The organism is Fischerella sp. PCC 9605 (assembly GCF_000517105.1).
GTDB lineage: Bacteria > Cyanobacteriota > Cyanobacteriia > Cyanobacteriales > Nostocaceae > PCC9605.
Window position 1 is genome coordinate 206564 of sequence record NZ_KI912153.1, and the last position, 19306, is coordinate 225869.

Here is a 19306-nt window from a genome sequence, read left to right on the forward strand (position 1 = left end):
GTTCAACGTTTGAAAAAGAAGGGTCTATTAATTGAGGCTCATACTGCTCGCAGACTAATGCAGCAGGTTCCCTCCTTAGACCCATTCGACCCAAACTATCGCCGCCTACGTTATATTCGCTACGCTGATGATTGGCTGATTGGCTTCAGTGGTCCACACGAGGAAGCAGAAGAGATTAAGCGCGAAATCGGCACATTTCTCCGAGAAAATCTCAAACTTGAATTGTCCGAAACCAAAACGCTAATCTCCCACGCACGCATGGAAGCTGCTCGTTTTCTCGGTTATGACATTGTAGTGCTTAATAACAACCAAAGGCTTGATCGGCGGGGACACCGCAGTATCAATGGGCAAATTGGTTTAAGAGTACCATCAGATGTTGTAAAAAGTAAAAGCGCTCGCTTCCTACTTCACGGTAAACCGATACACCGTGCCGAATTAGTTCACGATTCTGTTTTCAGCATCGTGGCTCATTACCAGCAGGAGTTTCGAGGAATCGTAGAGTACTATCGATTGGCTTATAACTTACACCAACTAAACCGTTTGAAATGGGTAATGGAACGGTCACTAGTTCAAACCCTCGCCCATAAACTGCGTATCAGCGTTAGAACGATATACCGTCACTATCAAACCACACTTCAAACTCGTAATGGTCTATGTGTTGGACTACAAGTAACGGTTGAACGTGGAGAAGGACAAAAGCCGTTGATAGCCAACTGGGGAGGAATCTCTCTTTCGAGAAATATGAAAGCAGTCCTCAACGATTCACCCTTACAAATCATAGGTCCGAGAACAGAACTCGAACGCCGATTGTTGGCTAACACCTGTGAACTTTGCGGTTCACAAGAAAATGTCCAGGTACATCATGTTCGAGCGCTGAAGGACTTACAAAAGAAAGGGAAAACCCCACCGCCTTACTGGGTTCAAATCATGGCAGCCCGACAACGTAAAACCTTAGTCGTATGTCAGCAATGCCACATGGATATCCATGCAGGACATATAACCCAAAGAACTACCATCGACATGGAAACACTGGAAAGCCGGGTACTCTGAAAAGCGTAAGCCCGGTTTGGGGAGGGGCGGGCAGAAAAGTGCTTTAGTAACTCGCTGGTCGCCTACTCTACTTTGTGCCTTTGTGTCTTTGTGGTTCAAAAACAAATTTTATTAACCACCCTACTCTGCGAGAAGCCCTCCGGGTTCACCAGTCGCTCATGGGGGAAACCACGGCGCTCTATGTGCGGACGCAGGTTCCGCACCCGCGCCTCCCCAAGACCGCACTGCCTCCCCAAGACCGCGTTCCTCACCAAGACGGGGGCTGGACTCACCAAGACACTAAGACACCAAAGTTAATATCTCGTCTCGCTTGTTTGACAATCTGAAGAAAAAACTCTATCCTTAAAAGTGTATATACACGTAATTAGCAGAAGTGGAAACATCTCAATGTGATTTCATTCAAACAAGGTTGTGCGTTTGTGCCAATCTTCGTATGGCTACACGAGCAGTAACGCAACTTTATGACGATACTCTCAAGCCATTGGGTTTGCGTGGCACACAGTTCACTGTGCTAGCAGCTTTGATGCAGACGGGTTTAATAAAGTTGACTGACTTAACAAACGTGTTGTCTATGGATCGCACTACTCTCACACGCAACCTTAAACCCCTTGAGGAACAGGGATTGATTGAAATTACAGTTGGTGAGGATCGTCGTGAACGCCTTGTGTCACTGACTCCACAAGGTCGAGCGGTTGTGGAAGAAGCACTTCCTCTATGGGAGCAAGCCCAGACCAAAATGGTTCAGGGGTTAGGAGCAGAAGCCGCAAGTACCTTGCTTGCTCTCCTTGCCAATTCAACTCAAATTGTTCAAGGGGCTTAATTTTTTTCTCAAATATGTGTATGTACACTTTTTCCAAAAATTCTTGTATGTGTTCTGTGTTTTTTTGCCAAAAATTAGCAGAGGAAATCCAATAATGACAGACACACTCACCAAAATACCTGCCTATGTTGCAGTCGCGATCATCTTCACCGATCTTGCAGTTGGTATAGCGCTATGGCTTGGTATTACTCGAATTGTCAAGCGTCTTAATCTACCAGCAAACACACAGCGAATCACTGCGGTTCTCATGGCAGTAGTGCCAACAGCATGGTTGCTCTTAGCACCAACGCTGGCAGCTACTATGAATTCTTATGTGCCAGCTCTCCATCCTGGTGCTCCTACCATTGGTATGCTACCTCTGATTCTCATGCCTGTTGCGATCGGTTTACTGTTACTTCGTTCACGTACATGGCAAAATATTGTTGTAACAGCACCACAGCACTGGTTGATTGGGATTCAAATCTACCGAATCATTGGTATCGTATTTTTGCCATTGATGGTTTTGGATATTTTGCCTGCTTACTTTGCTATTCCAGCAGGTTATGGCGATCTAATCACTGGCTTACTTGCTCCACTAGTTGCTTATTGGGTTTGGAAACAAGGGAATGGCTGGCGCTACTTAGCAATCCTGTGGAATGCTATTGGTTTGCTAGATTTGGCGATCGCAGTAGGTATTGGTAGCGGTATTCTCTACAGCAACTTAAGTCATACTTTGTTTAATGAAAAAATTCTCGTTACTCAACCCTTCGCTTATTTTCCACTGTCGCTCATTCCGCTTTTCGTTGTTCCCATTGCAACTGTGCTGCATATATATTCACTCATCAAGCTAATTTCACAAGCACAAACCACAACAACTAAGTCTAATGCAGTTTCAGTGTTAACAACAGATGTGCAGTAATTCCCGCGCATAACCTACTTCCACAAGTATAGACTTCTTAAAAAAGTCGGGAAAAGGAAAAAGGGTAAGGGTGAAAGGTATGAAAGTATCTTTTCCCCTTTCCCCGTAAGAGTGCAAACTCATTACTTAAAATATTTTCCTTCGCGATGTCAGCTTCAGTTATACCTGAGCATAGGTTGGTAGCCAGCCACCGGGAGGAGTCAGATCCAGGATATCCGGACGCTGGGAAGCACGGCCTGATAACAAGAAAATCTCTCCCTGATAAGCCCATACCCGCAGATCTGTCCATAGGGAAATGCTTTCATGGATATTTTCAGATTGTAGGAGAAATTTTGGCACTCTTTTCTGAGCAACATAGTGTTCCCCGCGCTTGAGTAACCTATGTAGGCGCGATCGCCCCACCTGAGCACCAGTAAGTACGCCACGACCCCCAAAACCATAAAGTGGCTTAAAGAAAAACTCTTCCTTCGTGCGGGCGATCGCCTCCAAATTATCTTCTCGGATTAGGTGAGTTTCGGGCACATGGGCGCTTAGCATAGTTCGTTCTTCGGCTTGAATGCCCAACTGTTCATCGCGGTCGGGGAGAGACAAAAACTCTAGCAACCGCTTATCACTGCGGGTGGCATAGGTAAAAGGATTCGGGGCAACATAGACTCTACCCTGAGTGTAGGCGGTTCGTAGAGGAGTAAAAACCTCCGCCTGCCACAAGAAATCTGTTGAGCGGTTGACAATAAAACAGACCTCTTGCTCATCCCAAAGCAGCTGCCTGCCATCCCAGCGAATCTCCGCAGGCGAAGCGATTTCTGTTTGCCATCCCCGCTGTCGCCAGAGGTCGCGCATTAGGATCAGTTCTTGTCGAAACTTTCCTCGTTGCAGCGATTCCGCATCATCCAAAATCAGAAACAGACCATCAGGAAATTTCCCAAAAAATCTCTTGGCTTCTGCTTCCACTATGCCAGCCACTAACTCGCCCAGAGCAGAAAAATTTGGCGGTGGCTGGATGTCTGAGCGCTGTTTCAAGCCGGAAATGTCGTAGAATATCTGGTTAATTAATCCAGCAAAGAAAAGACCAGAGCCATTGTCATTGAATTCAATCAACTGCCAATCAGATGGATGTTCGGTTGGTAGGTGGAAGTCCCAAGCACTGAAAAAGCAGACCTCTGGGCGTCGATGTCTGGTAATTTCCAGGCTATCAGCAGTCACCGCCGACTGCCAGGTGAGCCGTGTTGTCACTCGGTCAAATAAGCGGATGAATTCACGAATCTCTGCCAGTAGTGATTGGGGAATTTCTTGATACCACGGGACAACGGAGAACTCACCGGGAATCTGAGGCATCCCCGCTGCTTGAAGTGCCGCAAATAGCCTTTCTTTCAGCGTTGGCATGAGCGCTTTCTGGAAGTAGTGTACGCAGCTTTTCTATGATGGCGCTTTCAATACTTATGCCTGCTAACTTGCGTTGCTAATACTATTTGAGCATAAACATTAGCGATCGCTTTTCAGAATCGAACCACAGAAGACGCAGAGGTAACAGAGGAAGAGAGGAGAGGGTTATGTCGCTCATAGATTCACAGACGAATGCCTAGAAAGTGGCTACCAAATTGTATCTATTCCTGAAGCTAGGATTTTAGTATCACGAGTGACCAGTGGCACATTTAAATGAAGTGCTGTTGCTGCAATGATTCGATCTGGCATATCTGGTATCATGTCTCTCGGAATTTTACGGAGCATTTGTGCTACACCCAAATCCAGTGGCACAATCACAAAGCCAGTATTTGACTCCGATAAAGCCTTATTGAGCAATTCCAGTGCTATTTCTGGTATTCTTCCCCTTTCTACCAAATAGATCACTTCAATTAGGGAGATTGAAGCCACATAAATTGAGTAACCAGCATCAGTTGCCCGATCAAGAGCTTCAGCAGCATTGGTAGATAAGTTTTTTGTTCCCAGTAGATACCAGATCGCTGTGTGAGTGTCTGCCACCACCCCACTCATAAAATATTTTCCCTCGGGAAATTACCCCACATTTCACCTCGTGCCTCTGCAATATCGGCTTCAGTAATTTCAATTCCTAAGTTTGCCCAGAGTCCCTTGAGACTGCGACGAGGACGCTTGGGGATTGTTTTTTGCTGCAAGAACTCAGTAAACTCCAAAACTTGCTGTTGTTTATCTGGGGGTAATGTCCGCAGCTTTTCTATGATTGCGCTTTCAATACTCATAGTTCTTAGCTTGTTATGAACTTCAATCATATACGTTTTACCTTAAATATAAAGCTTTTATAATATTTATCAAAGAAATAGTAATTATTCTATCCCAATAAATTCTGAGGACAATTCCTGTTGCTGAAGATTAGCTTAGGTTTATTATTTATTGGGGTGAGTTATGGTCAAGAGCATAAAACACAATTCCTCTCCTTTTGCATCTTGTCCTTGCTGTAATGTAAAAGTTAGGCAGTATCGCCTTGCACAACACGTATTAAAGGTTCATAAAGTTCATTTAAGAGATTTATTAATTCGTGCAAAAGTATACGATGAGCTACAGTATTGGTTTAAACAAGTAGATCAATGGTTAGATAAATATATGCCAAATTGTTATAGTTATAATGAAGTAGATATTTTAAAAGTAATGTTTGCAGAAGAGATTTTAGGATACAAATATTGTAAAATAATAGACTTTATAGATACTCATAAATATAGTGAAGAAGAATATAGAGAAAAAACTATAAAATTAAGAAAAATTTTTGATGAGTTAAAATCATGTTTAACTGGATTACAAAATTTTCATGAAATACAAGAATATAATTCAGAACGTAATATTAACTGGCATGAATGCAATAGCTACGAAACTAGGTTTGGTAAAAAATATTTAGGTTATTTGAGACGAGAATCTAAAAATAGAAGATTTGGCTCATATCCCTTACATGATGACTATAGTGAAGAATCAAATCCCGAAGGATTTACAAATCTAGATTACTAAATTAGCTTGGAACATACCGCTCTTTTATAACTCAGTGAGAGAATAAAGGAGTTAACCGTTGCAAACCCTTAAAGGGTGTCGTGCCAGCCAGGATATGCAACAAAATAACTCTTTACATAAAGAAATTTTAAGAGCTAATGTTTTGCAGATGCGATATGCAGTATTGGCTCTTGTAATAAGTTATATTCCTACCACTACTCCTTAACATTCAGCAACTTGTCTTCCTTAATCTCCAGCAGCTAAAACTTGGTCAACAGTCAGTTCTAATTCTGGAAAAGTCTGAGACCCAATGCGATCGCCACTTACAAACTCTACACCTTCGTATAGTTCCTCAATCAAAGTAAAAACGGTCACTTTGTTAATTAGCGGATCTACGACCCAATACTCTGGAATTTCCAAAACATTATACTCAACCCGCTTAGCTCGATAATCTGCGGTCTTTGTCGATTCGCTGACAACTTCCACCACCAACACCGGAGGTGGTTCGTTAAGTTCGATAACAGCCTCTCGGTTTCTCAACTCTTGCCATTGGGACAAGGGAATAACCACCACATCTGGAATTCTCGATGTGTCCCATCTGCCAGCACGAGGGGAACGAACGCCAATAACCATTTGCTTGGATGTCCAGTCCAAACCTAGCCGTCGAATTTCAGCGCGAAACAGATCGTTGAGATATTCGGCTATTGCCCCATGCTGTCCACTACCAAGACTCATGGGAACTAATTCTCCGTTGACCAGTTCGTAGCGGGTATCAGTGCCATCATCATAAGCTAGGTACTCTTCAAAGGTGAATCTTTTAGTGGGTGCTGGAGTTGTGGTCATGGCATCGCCCTTGTAGATATGCCTTTACCTGATTTTAGTCCTGTGTTCCGAATTCCACATCAAACAAGAGAACTTTAGGCAAGCATTATTCACTTTATTTATAACTTTCACGTCTGAGTAAATATCAGCAGTCCTTCCAAATTTCCTGGACACCCTTCTAGTTCCTCACAACTTCCTCAAGTTTTCCTCTTAATCTCAAAGTAGAGCCAGGGAGTTGCACAATTGCGTAAAGATTTAATATTTAGGATTTAACTTTTGATTGCCCACCCCCATACAGCAAATTCAGCAATGGTGGGTTCCACTCTACAAAATCATTTGATGTGCAATGTTAGAGCCAGAGCAGTAAAAGTCTGGCTCAATGATCCCACTGATATTACTCTCGCCAAAGTCAAAAGGCTGAGGACAATGAAAACCAGAACTTTTGCAACTATAGATGGTAATGAAGCTGCTGCCCAAGTTGTTTACAAATTAAATGAAGTCATTGCGATTTACCCAATTACTCCCTCTTCACCAATGGCTGAGTGGGCAGATGCTTGGACTGCGGAAGGCAAACCAAACATTTGGGGTAGCGTTCCTACGGTAGTACAGATGCAGAGTGAGGGCGGTGTCGCTGGTGCAGTACATGGTGCTTTGCAAACCGGTTCGCTGACCACCACATTTACAGCATCGCAGGGATTGTTGCTGATGATCCCGAATATGTACAAAATTGCCGGAGAATTAACTCCTACAGTTTTTCATGTTGCTGCGCGATCGCTCGCCGCCCAAGCCCTCTCCATTTTTGGCGATCACAGCGATGTGATGGCAACCCGTGCCACTGGTTTTGCGATGCTGTGCGCCGCCTCACCGCAAGAAGCCCATGATTTTGCTTTAATTTCTACGCGGGCAACCCTAGAATCACGGGTGCCTTTTTTACACTTCTTTGATGGCTTTAGGACTTCCCATGAAATTAACAAAATTGAACTGCTAACAGAAGAAGATTTACGCAGCTTTATCCCGGATGAGTTAATACTCGCCCATCGTTCTCGCGCCCTCACGCCCGACAAACCCGTACTGCGCGGTACGGCACAAAACCCTGATGTCTACTTCCAGGCTAGGGAAACCGTCAATCCTTATTATTTGGCTTGCCCAGACATCACCCAGAAAGTCATGGACGAATTTGCCGCCATGACTGGGCGACAGTACAAACTATTTGAATACCACGGCGATCCCGCTGCTGAAAGAGTCATAGTTCTGATGGGTTCCGGTTGCGAGGCAGTGCATGAAACCGTAGATTACTTAAACGCCCGAGGTGAGAAAGTTGGTGTGGTAAAAGTGCGGCTATATCGTCCTTTTGATGCTAAGCGGTTTGTCGCGGCTTTACCAGAAACGACAAAAGCGATCGCAGTTCTTGATCGCACCAAAGAACCAGGCGCAGCCGGCGAACCACTGTATGTGGATGTTGTTACTGCCCTTACAGAAAACCCGATGCCCAATGCCCAATACCCAATCCCCAAAATCGTTGGTGGTCGCTACGGTCTATCTTCTAAAGAGTTCACACCAGCGATGATTAAAGGCATTTTCGACAATCTTGCTGCTAGTGATCCCAAAAATCACTTCACCATCGGCATCAACGATGACATTACCCACACCAGCTTAGATTACGATCCTGACTTCAGCATTGAACCAGATAACATCGTGCGAGCCATTTTTTACGGCTTGGGTTCCGATGGCACTGTCGGAGCTAACAAAAACTCGATTAAGATTATTGGCGAAGAAACAAACAATTACGCCCAAGGCTACTTCGTCTACGACTCGAAAAAATCAGGTTCCGTTACAGTTTCCCACCTGCGCTTTGGTTCCCAACCCATCCGTTCTACTTACTTAGTGAATCAAGCCAACTTTGTCGCTTGTCACCAGTGGGGATTTCTGGAACAGTTGGATATGCTGGCTCATATCGTCCCCGGCGGTACTTTCCTGCTGAACAGTCCCTACAAACCGCAGGAAGTTTGGAGTCACTTACCGCGATTGGTGCAAGAGCAGATTATCCAGAAGCGGCTGAAGTTCTATGTAATTAACGCCTATAAAGTCGCTCGTGAAGCAGGTATGGGCGGACGGATTAACACGGTGATGCAAGTCTGCTTTTTTGCCGTATCCGGCGTTTTGCCACGAGAAGAAGCGATCGCAGAAATTAAGAAATCCATCCGCAAAACCTACGGCAAGAAAGGTACTGAAATTGTGCAAATGAACCTCAACGCCGTAGATCGGACACTGGATAATCTCTATGAAGTCCAAGTTCCCGAACTTGTCGATAGCAACATCGAACAGCGTCCAGCCGTACCCGATACTGCACCTGCTTTTGTACGGGAAGTTCTGGGTAAGATGATTGCTAAGTGTGGCGATGAACTGCCAGTGAGTGCTTTGCCTGTGGATGGTACTTATCCCACAGGCACGGCAAAATGGGAAAAACGCAACATTGCCCAAGAAATACCCGTTTGGGATCCAAATGTCTGTGTGCAGTGCGGCAAGTGCGTGATGGTGTGTCCGCACAGCGTCATCCGCAGTAAGGTTTACGAGCCGCAAGAGTTAGAAAATGCACCATCTACGTTTAAGAGTACGGATGCTAAAGACCACGATTGGAAGGATTTGAAGTTCACGATCCAAGTGGCAGCAGAAGATTGTACGGGTTGCGGTATTTGCGTAGATGTTTGTCCGGCGAAGAATAAAGCCGAACCACGCCGCAAGGCAATCAATATGGAACCGCAAATGCCATTGCGGGAACAAGAACGAGAAAATTGGCATTTCTTCTTGAGTCTTCCTAATCCTGACCGACGAGAGTTAAAGCTCAATCACATCAACCAGCAGCAGATGCAAGAGCCATTGTTTGAATTCTCTGGTGCTTGTGCTGGTTGTGGCGAGACACCGTATATTAAACTGGCGACGCAATTGTTTGGCGATCGCATGATTGTTGCTAACGCTACTGGCTGTTCTTCTATCTACGGTGGTAACTTGCCAACTACACCATGGACGCAAAACGCCGAAGGTAGGGGCCCGGCGTGGTCTAACTCGCTATTTGAAGATAACGCCGAATTTGGTTTGGGTTTCCGCATTTCGATTGACAAACAAGCAGAAATCGCGACTGGATTGCTGCAAAAATTGGCGATCGAAGTAGGTGAGGAACTGGCAAATAGCATCCTTAACGCCAAACAAAAAGACGAAGCAGATATTTGGGAACAACGGGAACGAGTAAAATTACTGAAACAACGGTTAGATGAAATTCTGGCAAATGTAGAGACGTTGCATGCAACATCTCTAAAATCCAAAATTCAAAATCTCAGATCTCTTGCCGATTACCTGGTCAAGAAGAGTATCTGGATGATTGGTGGTGACGGTTGGGCTTACGATATTGGCTTTGGTGGACTAGATCATGTCTTAGCTAGCGGACGCAACGTAAATATCCTGGTTCTTGATACTGAGGTATATTCCAACACTGGTGGGCAGATGTCCAAAGCAACGCCCAAAGCAGCAGTGGCGAAATTTGCCGCTGGTGGTAAACCCGCTACTAAAAAAGACTTAGGTTTAATGGCGATGACTTACGGAAACGTCTACGTTGCCAGCGTAGCAATGGGCGCACGAGACGAACACACGCTCAAAACGTTCCTCGAAGCGGAAGCGTATGAAGGCCCATCATTAATTATTGCCTACAGCCATTGCATCGCCCACGGTATCAACATGAGTACGGCAATGCAGAACCAAAAAGCCGCCGTAGACTCAGGTCGCTGGCTGCTATATCGGTTTAACCCTGACCGAATCAAGTTGGGTGAAAACCCACTGCAACTCGACTCTCGCACACCGAAGATTCCGGTAGAACAATCGATGTATCTTGAGAATCGCTTCAAGATGTTGACCAAGAGCAAGCCAGAAGAGGCAAAGCGGTTACTAGAGGAAGCACAGCAAGATGTGAATACTCGCTGGCAAATGTACCAATATTTGGCAGCACGGCATCTAGAGAAGTTCAATGGTCATAATGGTGAAGCCAAAAATACAGGCGATCTCAAAGATTTGGTATCTGGGTAATTGTTGAGGTTTGTAGTTAGTGCTGTCTTCACTAAAGCACCAACTACGAACTCATCAAATCAATCTTGATAGATTAGCAGTTTTGGGGAAAGACAATGGACTTAACTACTACTTATATGGGGATGACATTGCGATCGCCACTTGTGCCATCAGCATCCCCGCTTTCCGAAGATATTGATAACATCAAACGCATGGAAGACGCGGGGGCAGCAGCAGTGGTGATGCATTCGCTGTTTGAAGAACAGATTACCCTAGAACGCTATGAACTGCACCATCACCTCACCTATGGTACTGAAAGCTTCTCTGAAGCCCTGACCTATTTTCCCGAACCAGCAAACTTCCGTGTCGGGCCAGAAGAATACCTCAACCACATCCGTAAGGCGAAGGAAAAGGTAGCAATTCCTATTATTGCGAGTCTGAATGGTTCCTCTGTTGGTGGCTGGACTGACTACGCCAGACTGATCCAGCAAGCAGGAGCATCAGCAGTAGAATTAAATATTTACTACGTTCCTACTGACATAGAACTGACGAGCGAACAGATAGAGCAAACCTATATTGACATTCTCCAAGCAGTAAAAACCGCAGTTACTATTCCTGTAGCCGTCAAGCTGAGTCCGTATTTTACCAACATGGCAAATATGGCCAAGCGCTTGGATAATGCAGGGGCTGATGGTTTGGTGTTATTCAATCGCTTTTACCAACCAGATATCAATCTCGAAAACTTGGAAGTGCAACCAAATGTGCTTTTAAGCACTCCCCAGGCGATGCGTCTACCCTTGCGCTGGATTGCCATTCTTTACGATCGCATCAATGCCAGCCTAGCTGCTACCAGTGGTATCCATAACGCACGGGATGTGTTGAAGATGCTTATGGCAGGAGCAAACATTACCATGCTTTGTTCCGTACTGTTGCGGGAGGGCATCAATCACATTCGGTGTATTGAACAAGAAATGCGTACATGGATGGAAAAACACGAATACGAATCTGTACAGCTACTACAAGGGAGCATGAGCCAGAAAAACTGTCCCGATCCGAGCGCTTTTGAGCGATCGCAGTACATGAAAGCGCTGCAAACGTACAAACCAGAATGGCAGCGTATGTATGAGCCATCATCTTATTTTGGTTAGTACTGTTACTTTGCTCACAAGTTTCTCAAATTGTTTTCCTATAAAGCTCACTGTAGGACAAGAGTCGCTACCCAGCTTTAAATATTCGAGGTTTATATGTTTAAAAAGATTTTAGTTGCGTTGGATCGCTCGGAAATGAGCAAGCAGGTTTTTGAACAAGGGTTGGCTTTGGCGAAGATGACTGGAGCTAGCTTAATGCTACTGCACGTTTTATCTGTGGAAGAAGAGGGCAGTCCCTATGTGCCGATGTTTTCCAGTTTTGACTACTATTCAGGGATGTCGGAGCAAGCCTTCGAGCTTTATCAACAGCAGTTAGAAACGTGGAAAAATCAAGGTGTAGAGATATTGCAACATTTGAGCGCTCAAGCAAATACAACAGGTGTCAATACTGAATTTAGACAAATCCTTGGCAGTCCTGGTCGAGTGATTTGTGACTTAGCTGGTAATTGGGGTGCTGACCTAATTGTTATTGGGCGTCGAGGTCACTCTGGTCTGACAGAATTATTCCTTGGCAGTGTCAGTAACTACGTCCTTCACCATACTCCCTGTTCGGTTCATGTTGTGCATCTTGCCGTTAGTGCCAAAGATGGTGAAACGGTAAAAGAAACTACAAGTGCTTCCACCTCTAGTTAAGTACGGCTTTGTGTAAATCGTAGTGTTTTTAAACGCAGAGGAACGCGGAGTTTTTATGAGTTTAATTCGTAATGAATTTGGGAAATTATTTACTAAGTAAAAAGCGTATGTAAGTAAGGACTGGTTGTTACACATTGCACATCAATAAGCAAATAAAAATGAAATCCTCTCGCCCTCTCTCACTCTCTCATCCTAGTGGTGATAAACGCTTTAAGATGCTGGACGCGACGATGAAGCGTCATCAGTATCAGCAAGATGCTCTGATTGAAATTCTACATAAGGCGCAAGAACTATTTGGCTTCTTAGAGAACGATTTATTACTTTACATTGCCCACAGTCTGAAACTGCCACCCAGCCGGGTTTATGGTGTGGCTACTTTCTATCATTTGTTTTCACTCGCACCCAAGGGCAAGCATACCTGTGTGGTGTGTACGGGTACGGCTTGTTACGTCAAAGGTGCTCCGGAAATTTTGGCAAATCTGGAAAAGTCTTCCCACATTCACGCTGGAGAAACAACACCAGATGGTCAAGTATCAGTTTTAACAGCGCGATGTTTGGGTGCTTGTAGTCTTGCACCTGCTGTGGTTTTTGATGGCACAGTGTGTGGTTATCAAACCCCTGAGTCAGTCCAAGAACACATTCAAGGATGGTTGCAGGAGTAGAGCGATCGCCTCATCTCAAATCCGATTAATCACTTACTGCATCTATACCTCACTCTCCCAACTTGGGAGAGAGGATGAAGTTTTTCATGCATGGTGGTGAATTTTTTTCATCGCGACTGCCTTCTCAAATCTACAGCACACATTCAGGAAACTGCCGCTTCAATGCTGGAAATACCGGACACGGTGCTGAAGATTGTAAATTCTCTGGTTTACTCCAAGTAAAGGGTGCTTTTTGGGCAGCAGACATCCACAATAGGCGTTTTGCCCGTGTCATAGCGACGTAAAGCAAACGATACTCCTCAGCGGTTTTCAAGTATTTTGCTTGTTCCCAAGCTTGGGTAACATCCGGTAAACTCGATTGACCGTGGAGAGCGGCGCGAATTTGAGCGCGAGCAACTTCTGATAAAGTAAAATCGCCCAAAAACTGACTTTGGGGAGGAACCCAAAACCTACCAGGTATCAAGCTTTCATGAAGAAAGGGGAGAAATACGTAATCCCAGTCTAACCCTTTGGCTTTGTGCATGGTGATAATTGTCAGCTGACCGCGACGGGTATAACGGGCTTCTAAGTCTTCTGTTTCTACAGGTTCAAATCTTTCAGAGCTGACAATTTCACTGAGTACGCCCAGCATGTTTGCCATCGCGGTATTACCAGCCATCTGCAAGTTTACTCTTTCTGCAAGTTTGTCAGCGGTTGCCAGTTCTGCTTGGTCGTAATTTAATGCTAGAGCCAGGAAGGAAATTAGCTGATACAAAGGCAATTCCATCCGAGCGCGAAGTAAACTTCGACATATGTGTGCGGCTTTTTGCACTGGTTCTGGCTGGGGTGTAGACAAAGGACCGGGATACAAAAATTCTTCTGGTACAGAAGCGAGGGCGTTGAGGTCTTGAGTAGGAATTAACTGACGCTCTACAAACACTTCTAGGGCAGCTTTCAAATAGTCAGGGGAATGAGGGCGATCGCAAAATTGCAGCAATGCCAAAATTTCCTGGGGTACATGGGAGTGGCGATCGCGTTCTCCCACATCATAAAGTAAAATTTTATGCTCTTTGCATGTTGATGTCAGCGCTTCTGCCAACCACCTTCCTTGGCGGTTCTCCCTGACTAAAATCGCTGCACTGACACTAGTTGGATCTTGAGCAAATAACTGGACAATCCTCTGGGATAGCAATTCAACTGTGTGATGAATGTCACGTGGTGTGTAAATTTCCAGTCCTCTTCCCACTGGTTGCGGATTAGCATCGGGTTGGGGATCGTCGGGGTCAACAAGGCGAATTGTTTGAGGACGAAACGGTAATAGTCCTTTGTCATTAGTCATTTGTCCTTTGTTATTTACAGATGACGGATGACTAATGACTAATGACGAATAGCTATTCACCCACCCGAGAACAAAATTGGCAGCATCAATGATAATTTTGGTACTGCGACCGGCTTGATCCATTGTTGCCAGTCGTTGTTGAGTGTTGCATTCTTCGCAAAACTGGCGGAAATAGATCGGGTCTGCTGGAGTAAAGGTGGAGTTAATCGCTTGGTTGGGATCGCCAACGCGCACTAGGTTGATTTTGGATTTTGGATTACCCTGCGGAAAGCCGCTGTCGCTTCTATGGATTTTAGATGAGGAAATTTCCCCCCCTCCTCCTCTCTCCCCCTCCCCCTCTCCTTCTTCTGGGTCGGTGGCGAGAATTTCTAGTAGTTTGGTTTGTAGTGGGCTAGAATCTTGGGCTTCGTCTTCAAAAACTGCGAAAACTTGGTTTTGCTCAATTCTGCGGGCGCTGGGGTTTGCCAGAACTCGCAGGGCGGCTAAAATCATGTCATCGTAGTCAATAAATTCACGCGATCGCATCAAATTTTGATATTGCTCGTATAACCCAGCTGCAACGCTTAAGATTGCATATTTATCGGTGGTTTGTTCACTTAAGTGTCGCAAATCTTCCGGTGATATCCCAGAACTTTTTGCCTCATGAATCACGGTAGTTGCCAAGTCTGGTAATACTTCAGTTCGCAATACTGACTGACGACGCAACCTTTCTGTTTCTTCTCCGTCAAATTGGATACCTTCTAGCAAGCGAGAATAACGTCCTGGATGGCTAGCAATCCATTGTTCTACAGCAGTACGAATGAAGCGGTGACTTTGAGTAGGGGTAATTAATGTGACATTTTCTAACTGCAAACCCGATAAATCGGGATGGCGACTGGCAATGTTTAAAGCCAAACCGTGCAGCGTATGCACAACGAAACCAGTCTGAGGTAAGGATAAATTGTCACGCAAATATTTGCGGATTTTAGCTTTGATATTGGCAACAGCAGAACGAGTAAACGTCACAACCACCAACTGCCGGCGTTCAGACGAACGCGAAGAAGCTGAACGCTGATACTGACGAGCGATCGCAATAGCTGCCGCCGCTGCCATTCCCGTAGATTTACCAGCACCAGGAACAGCAGAAACAGCCAATGGCCCCGAATGCCAATCAGCCATTGGTTGCTGTCCAAGACGCAGGCTATTACGGATGCTCAAAATAGCATTTTCTCTAAGCAAAGACGAAGGTAACTGAGGATAGACTTCTATTGGATGAGATTCTTGAGGCACTGGATATGTAAAATGATTGTCTTACACTTAAAATTTTAGATTTTGGATAAAAAAAGTAGTTAGTAGATAGTGGTTAGTGGTTAGTGGGTAATCATCAACAACTGACCATTGACTAATGACCATTGACTAATGACCATTGACTAATGACTAATCGCAGATTTTCTCTACATTATCTGAGCTTAACTGGGATCATCGCAGTTGGTGCTATGCTGCGCTTTGCCAATTTGGACTTAAAACCGCTGTGGATGGATGAGGTAATTACTGCCATTTTCAGTTTAGGTAAACAATACAGTGACGTGCCTCTAGACGTAGTTTTTCCCCTAGAGCAATTGCAGGATATTTTTACTTACCAGCCTAGGGTGAGTTGTTCTCAAATTGCCCACACCATAGCTAACCAGTCTACTCATCCACCACTGTTTTTTTGCTTGATGCACACTTGGTTGGGGTGGCTAAGTCTTTTGGGAAAAGATTGGGTGATGAAATTGCGATCGCTACCTGCCTTATTTGGTGTAAGTGCGATCGCGGCTATCTACTATGTCAATCGTCTTGCTTTCTCAAAGGCGGCGGGGCTAACCGCTGCTATGTTAATGGCAATCTCGCCTTTTGCTGTTTACCTTTCTCAAGAAGCTAGGCACTACACCTTACCCATGCTGCTAATAACTTTATCTTTATTGGGATTGGTGCAAATCCAGCAAGATATTTTTCAGCGGCAAAAGCTAAGAATTTGGGTTTGGCTAGCATGGACAATTACTAATATTATCGGTCTTTATATTCACTACTTTTTTGTTCTTGCCTTCATTGCTGAAGTTGGAACATTATTTGTTTTGATGTACTATTCAACCATTTTGAGTAAAAACAATAAATTAGAAATTAAAACGCAGAGCACAGAAGAATTTTCATCTATTGATTGTGAGCAAATTTCATCGCCAATTATATTAAAGCCACGTCAAATATGGCTGGCATTAATTATATCTATCAGTGCAGTTGCCTTCAGCTTCTTGCCTTGGCTACCAGTGCTAGTAAGTAATTACGAGCGTCCAGAAACTGACTGGCTTGATCCTCCTTATCACATTGCCCCATTTTATCAAACTTTAATCAACTGGGTATTAATGGTAATTGCTCTACCTGTAGAAAAGCAGTCACTATTTATTAAAGTTATATCTGTTTTATTAATGCTTTTTTTTGCTATTTGGGTTGGTTGGCTAGTCTACAAAAAACTAAAACAAATGTGGTGTAAGCAAACAACTCATCTGAGTACAATCACACTTTTAAGTTTCTTAAGTATTATTTTATTAGAATTTTTTTTCATTGCCTATTTGTTACAAAAAGACATTACTACAGTCCCACGCTATAACTTCGTCTACTATCCTAGCTTCTGCGCGCTCATCAGTGCCAGCCTGACAAAATTTAAAAATACCTCCCAAGAAACCACTCTATCAGTTTCTACAAAACTAAAAATACCTTACGCATGTCTACAAAATTATCAACTCTCTACTATCTTAATCGTTGGCTTTATTAGTAGTATTTTTGTTATTTATAATTTGGTTTTTCTAAAACCATATGAGCCGGAAAAAGTTGCTCAAAATATGAACCAAGACCCCTCTATACCACTAATGGTTGTAGTGGGATATAAAAATTATCAGGATGTAGCATTGGGCTTGAGTTTTGCTCTGGCACTGGAAAAAGTTAGAAGTGAGAAAGTAGGAGAGTGGGAGAGTGGAGAAAAAAACCAAATTTCCAATTCCCAATTCCCAATTTCCAATTCCCAACTTCCATCTTCTGATTTTGCATTTTTCAAGCAAGCACCTGATTTTGGCTCTGTTTGGCAAAAACTTTCTCAATTGCCTCCGCCCACAACAAATCAATTAAATTTATGGGTTGTTGCTCCTGGACTTAAACGCCGAGATTATCCGCAAAAGTTGGCATTTTCACAAACTACCACTTGCACTAAAGATATGGCTCAGCATTACCGCGTTGGCATTCCCTACCAGCTGTATCGATGTGGGGGAAGAGTGGAGGAAACTACTAACCACTAACTACTAACCTCCAACTACCAACCACCAACCACTAACTATTCATCAATTTGCCAAGAATCTTTTGTAAATTCCTCATCTAGAATTTTCTTCGGTCGCACAATCACAATAATTCGCCCCAATATGGGTAATTCCGGCGCAGTTTCAAACCACTGAAAATCTAATTCTCCGGAGTTGTCTACCACAAAGTAGCTGCCAGATTCCCATTGGCGTTGGGCGCGATCGATAACGATCATGACTGGTTCTGGGGTATTTTGTGTTTGGGCTGGTAGGCGATCGCTATTGCCCAAAATCACTATCGGATCTTCTGCACTCAATACTGCTTGCCAACCCGGTAAAGGAACCCAAGCTTGCTCTCCGGCAAACTTGACCATGCGAAATGGCCCAATTTCTTCTACCAGTGGAACCGCTTGCAGGTCTTTTGGTGTTAAGGGCAGCTCTCCTACCACTGGTACAAGGCGGGGCATTTCCTCCGCTGATTCCAGTCTGTAAAAGGGCAAGGTTGGCGCAGGTCGCTTAGGCTCAACGGTAAAATCTGTGAGTAATTGTTCGATTTGTTTCCTTGCAGTTTGCGTGTGAGCAAATTTTAGACCCCTGGCAATTAAACGCGATCGCACTTGAAAATCTGAGTTTTGCCGAGCAAGTTTCCAGCATTGATAGGCAACTGCATCCCCTGGATGATTGGAAAACCCTTCTGGCAAGTTACGGAAACGTGAGAAATCCTTGACTGCCTTAGCAATTTCCCTTGCCTCGTCAGCATCAAGTTTATGTTGAAAGGTGAGTGTGGCGGTAGCAGCCCGTTCTTCTTGAGTCAGTAGGCGCAGTTCATACAAAACATCACTTCCACGCTGTGAATAATGCGACAGCACGTCTTGTGATGCTCCTACCTTTTCTATGGAATTGTAGACTTGTGCGCCGACAATGACTTGATTTTGTTGTATTGGCTCAAAGCCTGTTGCTTCAAAAATGGCTTGGGTATTGTAGCCTACTTTTTGTAAATAGGCGCAAGCTTGCCCCCATTCCACCCAATTGCCTTGTTTTTGTCGCAGCTTGAGCAGCAACTGTTGAGCTATATCATTTTGATCGTTGTCGTTGGAACTTTGAGCGTTGGGTGGTAGGTCAGTCATAATATCTCAGCAACTTCAAGGCAATGCTATTTTTCCGACTTCTGCAAGAAGTCCAGATACTTCAGTACCAAGTATCTATTTTAGGGCTGATGCTGCACTGACTCGATAGAAGAAATGTATTGGGTATTGATGATTGGGGATTGGGTACTGGGGATTGGGGAACTCGGGGGCCCCACGACCGCTCTGGGGATTAGGGGCAATGGGGATTGGGAATTGGTTTTCTTATCGATGCCCCTTGCCCGATAACCCTTGCCCCATGCCCCAGTCCCCAGTCCCTCTCAATTGCTCTAGCAGGAAGCAAAATTATGAGTTATGAATAAAAAAGACTTTTACTAATAGAATTAGCTACGTAATTACTCGTAGAAAGCAAATATTGAGAATTCCCGATTTTTCTAATTTTACTGACCAAAAGATGATTGAAGCAAAGATTACCAAAGCAGTAACAACAGCTACTAATTGAATGTTTTCAATTAGGATTGGTATGGAATATAACAAAATGGTTAACATTTAAAGGAATTTTC

15 protein-coding genes are annotated in these 19306 nt (G+C 44.2%); 9 read left to right on the forward strand and 6 right to left on the reverse strand.

The features are described 5' to 3' along the window. The 3 genes from FIS9605_RS39425 to FIS9605_RS0133405 form a co-directional block, all read left to right on the forward strand. The coding region (locus tag FIS9605_RS39425) for an HNH endonuclease (protein WP_331280991.1) at positions 1-1050 on the forward strand (1050 nt) is incomplete at its 5' end. 433 nt (positions 1051-1483) lie between these two features. After that, complete coding sequence (locus FIS9605_RS0133400; RefSeq protein ID WP_082209943.1) at positions 1484-1870, forward strand: MarR family winged helix-turn-helix transcriptional regulator; 387 nt, start codon at positions 1484-1486, stop codon at positions 1868-1870. Positions 1871-1964: 94 nt separating this feature from the next. Beyond that, complete coding sequence (locus tag FIS9605_RS0133405; protein WP_026736353.1) at positions 1965-2768, forward strand: hypothetical protein; 804 nt, start codon at positions 1965-1967, stop codon at positions 2766-2768. A 159-nt stretch (positions 2769-2927) separates the two neighbouring features. On the opposite strand, the gene FIS9605_RS0133410 is transcribed toward FIS9605_RS0133405, so the two are convergent. The 3 genes from FIS9605_RS0133410 to FIS9605_RS0133420 form a co-directional block, all read right to left on the reverse strand. After that, a complete protein-coding gene (locus tag FIS9605_RS0133410) occupies positions 2928-4151 on the reverse strand; it encodes a hypothetical protein (RefSeq protein ID WP_026736354.1) in 1224 nt (407 codons plus the stop codon). Positions 4152-4358: 207 nt separating this feature from the next. Then, complete coding sequence (locus FIS9605_RS0133415; RefSeq protein ID WP_026736355.1) at positions 4359-4760, reverse strand: type II toxin-antitoxin system VapC family toxin; 402 nt, start codon at positions 4758-4760, stop codon at positions 4359-4361. Beyond that, complete coding sequence (locus FIS9605_RS0133420) at positions 4757-4984, reverse strand: DUF2281 domain-containing protein (RefSeq protein WP_026736356.1); 228 nt, start codon at positions 4982-4984, stop codon at positions 4757-4759. Before FIS9605_RS0133420 ends, FIS9605_RS0133415 begins: the two co-directional genes overlap by 4 nt. Before the next feature lie 163 nt (positions 4985-5147). Between FIS9605_RS0133420 and FIS9605_RS0133425 the strand changes: the two genes are divergently transcribed. After that, positions 5148-5741 (forward strand): hypothetical protein, encoded by a 594-nt coding sequence (locus FIS9605_RS0133425; protein WP_026736357.1) that lies wholly within the window; start codon positions 5148-5150, stop codon positions 5739-5741. 225 nt (positions 5742-5966) lie between these two features. On the opposite strand, the gene FIS9605_RS0133430 is transcribed toward FIS9605_RS0133425, so the two are convergent. After that, a complete protein-coding gene (locus FIS9605_RS0133430) occupies positions 5967-6563 on the reverse strand; it encodes a Uma2 family endonuclease (protein ID WP_026736358.1) in 597 nt (198 codons plus the stop codon). Between the two features lie 405 nt (positions 6564-6968). Here FIS9605_RS0133430 and nifJ point away from each other — a divergent pair, with 405 nt between their 5' ends. From nifJ to hoxE, 4 genes are all read left to right on the forward strand, one after another. Further along, positions 6969-10616 (forward strand): pyruvate:ferredoxin (flavodoxin) oxidoreductase, encoded by a 3648-nt coding sequence (nifJ, locus tag FIS9605_RS0133435; RefSeq protein ID WP_026736359.1) that lies wholly within the window; start codon positions 6969-6971, stop codon positions 10614-10616. A gap of 95 nt (positions 10617-10711) precedes the next feature. Next, positions 10712-11743 (forward strand): dihydroorotate dehydrogenase-like protein, encoded by a 1032-nt coding sequence (locus FIS9605_RS0133440; RefSeq protein ID WP_026736360.1) that lies wholly within the window; start codon positions 10712-10714, stop codon positions 11741-11743. 96 nt (positions 11744-11839) lie between these two features. Beyond that, positions 11840-12376, forward strand: coding sequence for a universal stress protein (locus FIS9605_RS0133445; RefSeq protein ID WP_026736361.1), 537 nt, complete (start codon positions 11840-11842; stop codon positions 12374-12376). 158 nt (positions 12377-12534) lie between these two features. After that, complete coding sequence (hoxE, locus tag FIS9605_RS0133450) at positions 12535-13038, forward strand: bidirectional hydrogenase complex protein HoxE (RefSeq protein WP_026736362.1); 504 nt, start codon at positions 12535-12537, stop codon at positions 13036-13038. 130 nt (positions 13039-13168) lie between these two features. Here hoxE and FIS9605_RS0133455 read toward each other — a convergent pair whose 3' ends face one another. Beyond that, positions 13169-15625, reverse strand: coding sequence for an ATP-dependent helicase (locus FIS9605_RS0133455; RefSeq protein WP_026736363.1), 2457 nt, complete (start codon positions 15623-15625; stop codon positions 13169-13171). A gap of 143 nt (positions 15626-15768) precedes the next feature. On the opposite strand from FIS9605_RS0133455, the gene FIS9605_RS0133460 reads away from it, so the two are divergent. After that, positions 15769-17661, forward strand: coding sequence for a glycosyltransferase family 39 protein (locus tag FIS9605_RS0133460; protein ID WP_026736364.1), 1893 nt, complete (start codon positions 15769-15771; stop codon positions 17659-17661). A gap of 35 nt (positions 17662-17696) precedes the next feature. Here the strand turns inward: FIS9605_RS0133460 and FIS9605_RS0133465 are convergent, their stop codons facing one another. Further along, positions 17697-18785: a RuBisCO accumulation factor 1 gene (locus tag FIS9605_RS0133465; protein ID WP_026736365.1), complete on the reverse strand. Its 1089-nt coding sequence runs from the start codon at positions 18783-18785 to the stop codon at positions 17697-17699. Positions 18786-19306: the final 521 nt, after the last annotated feature.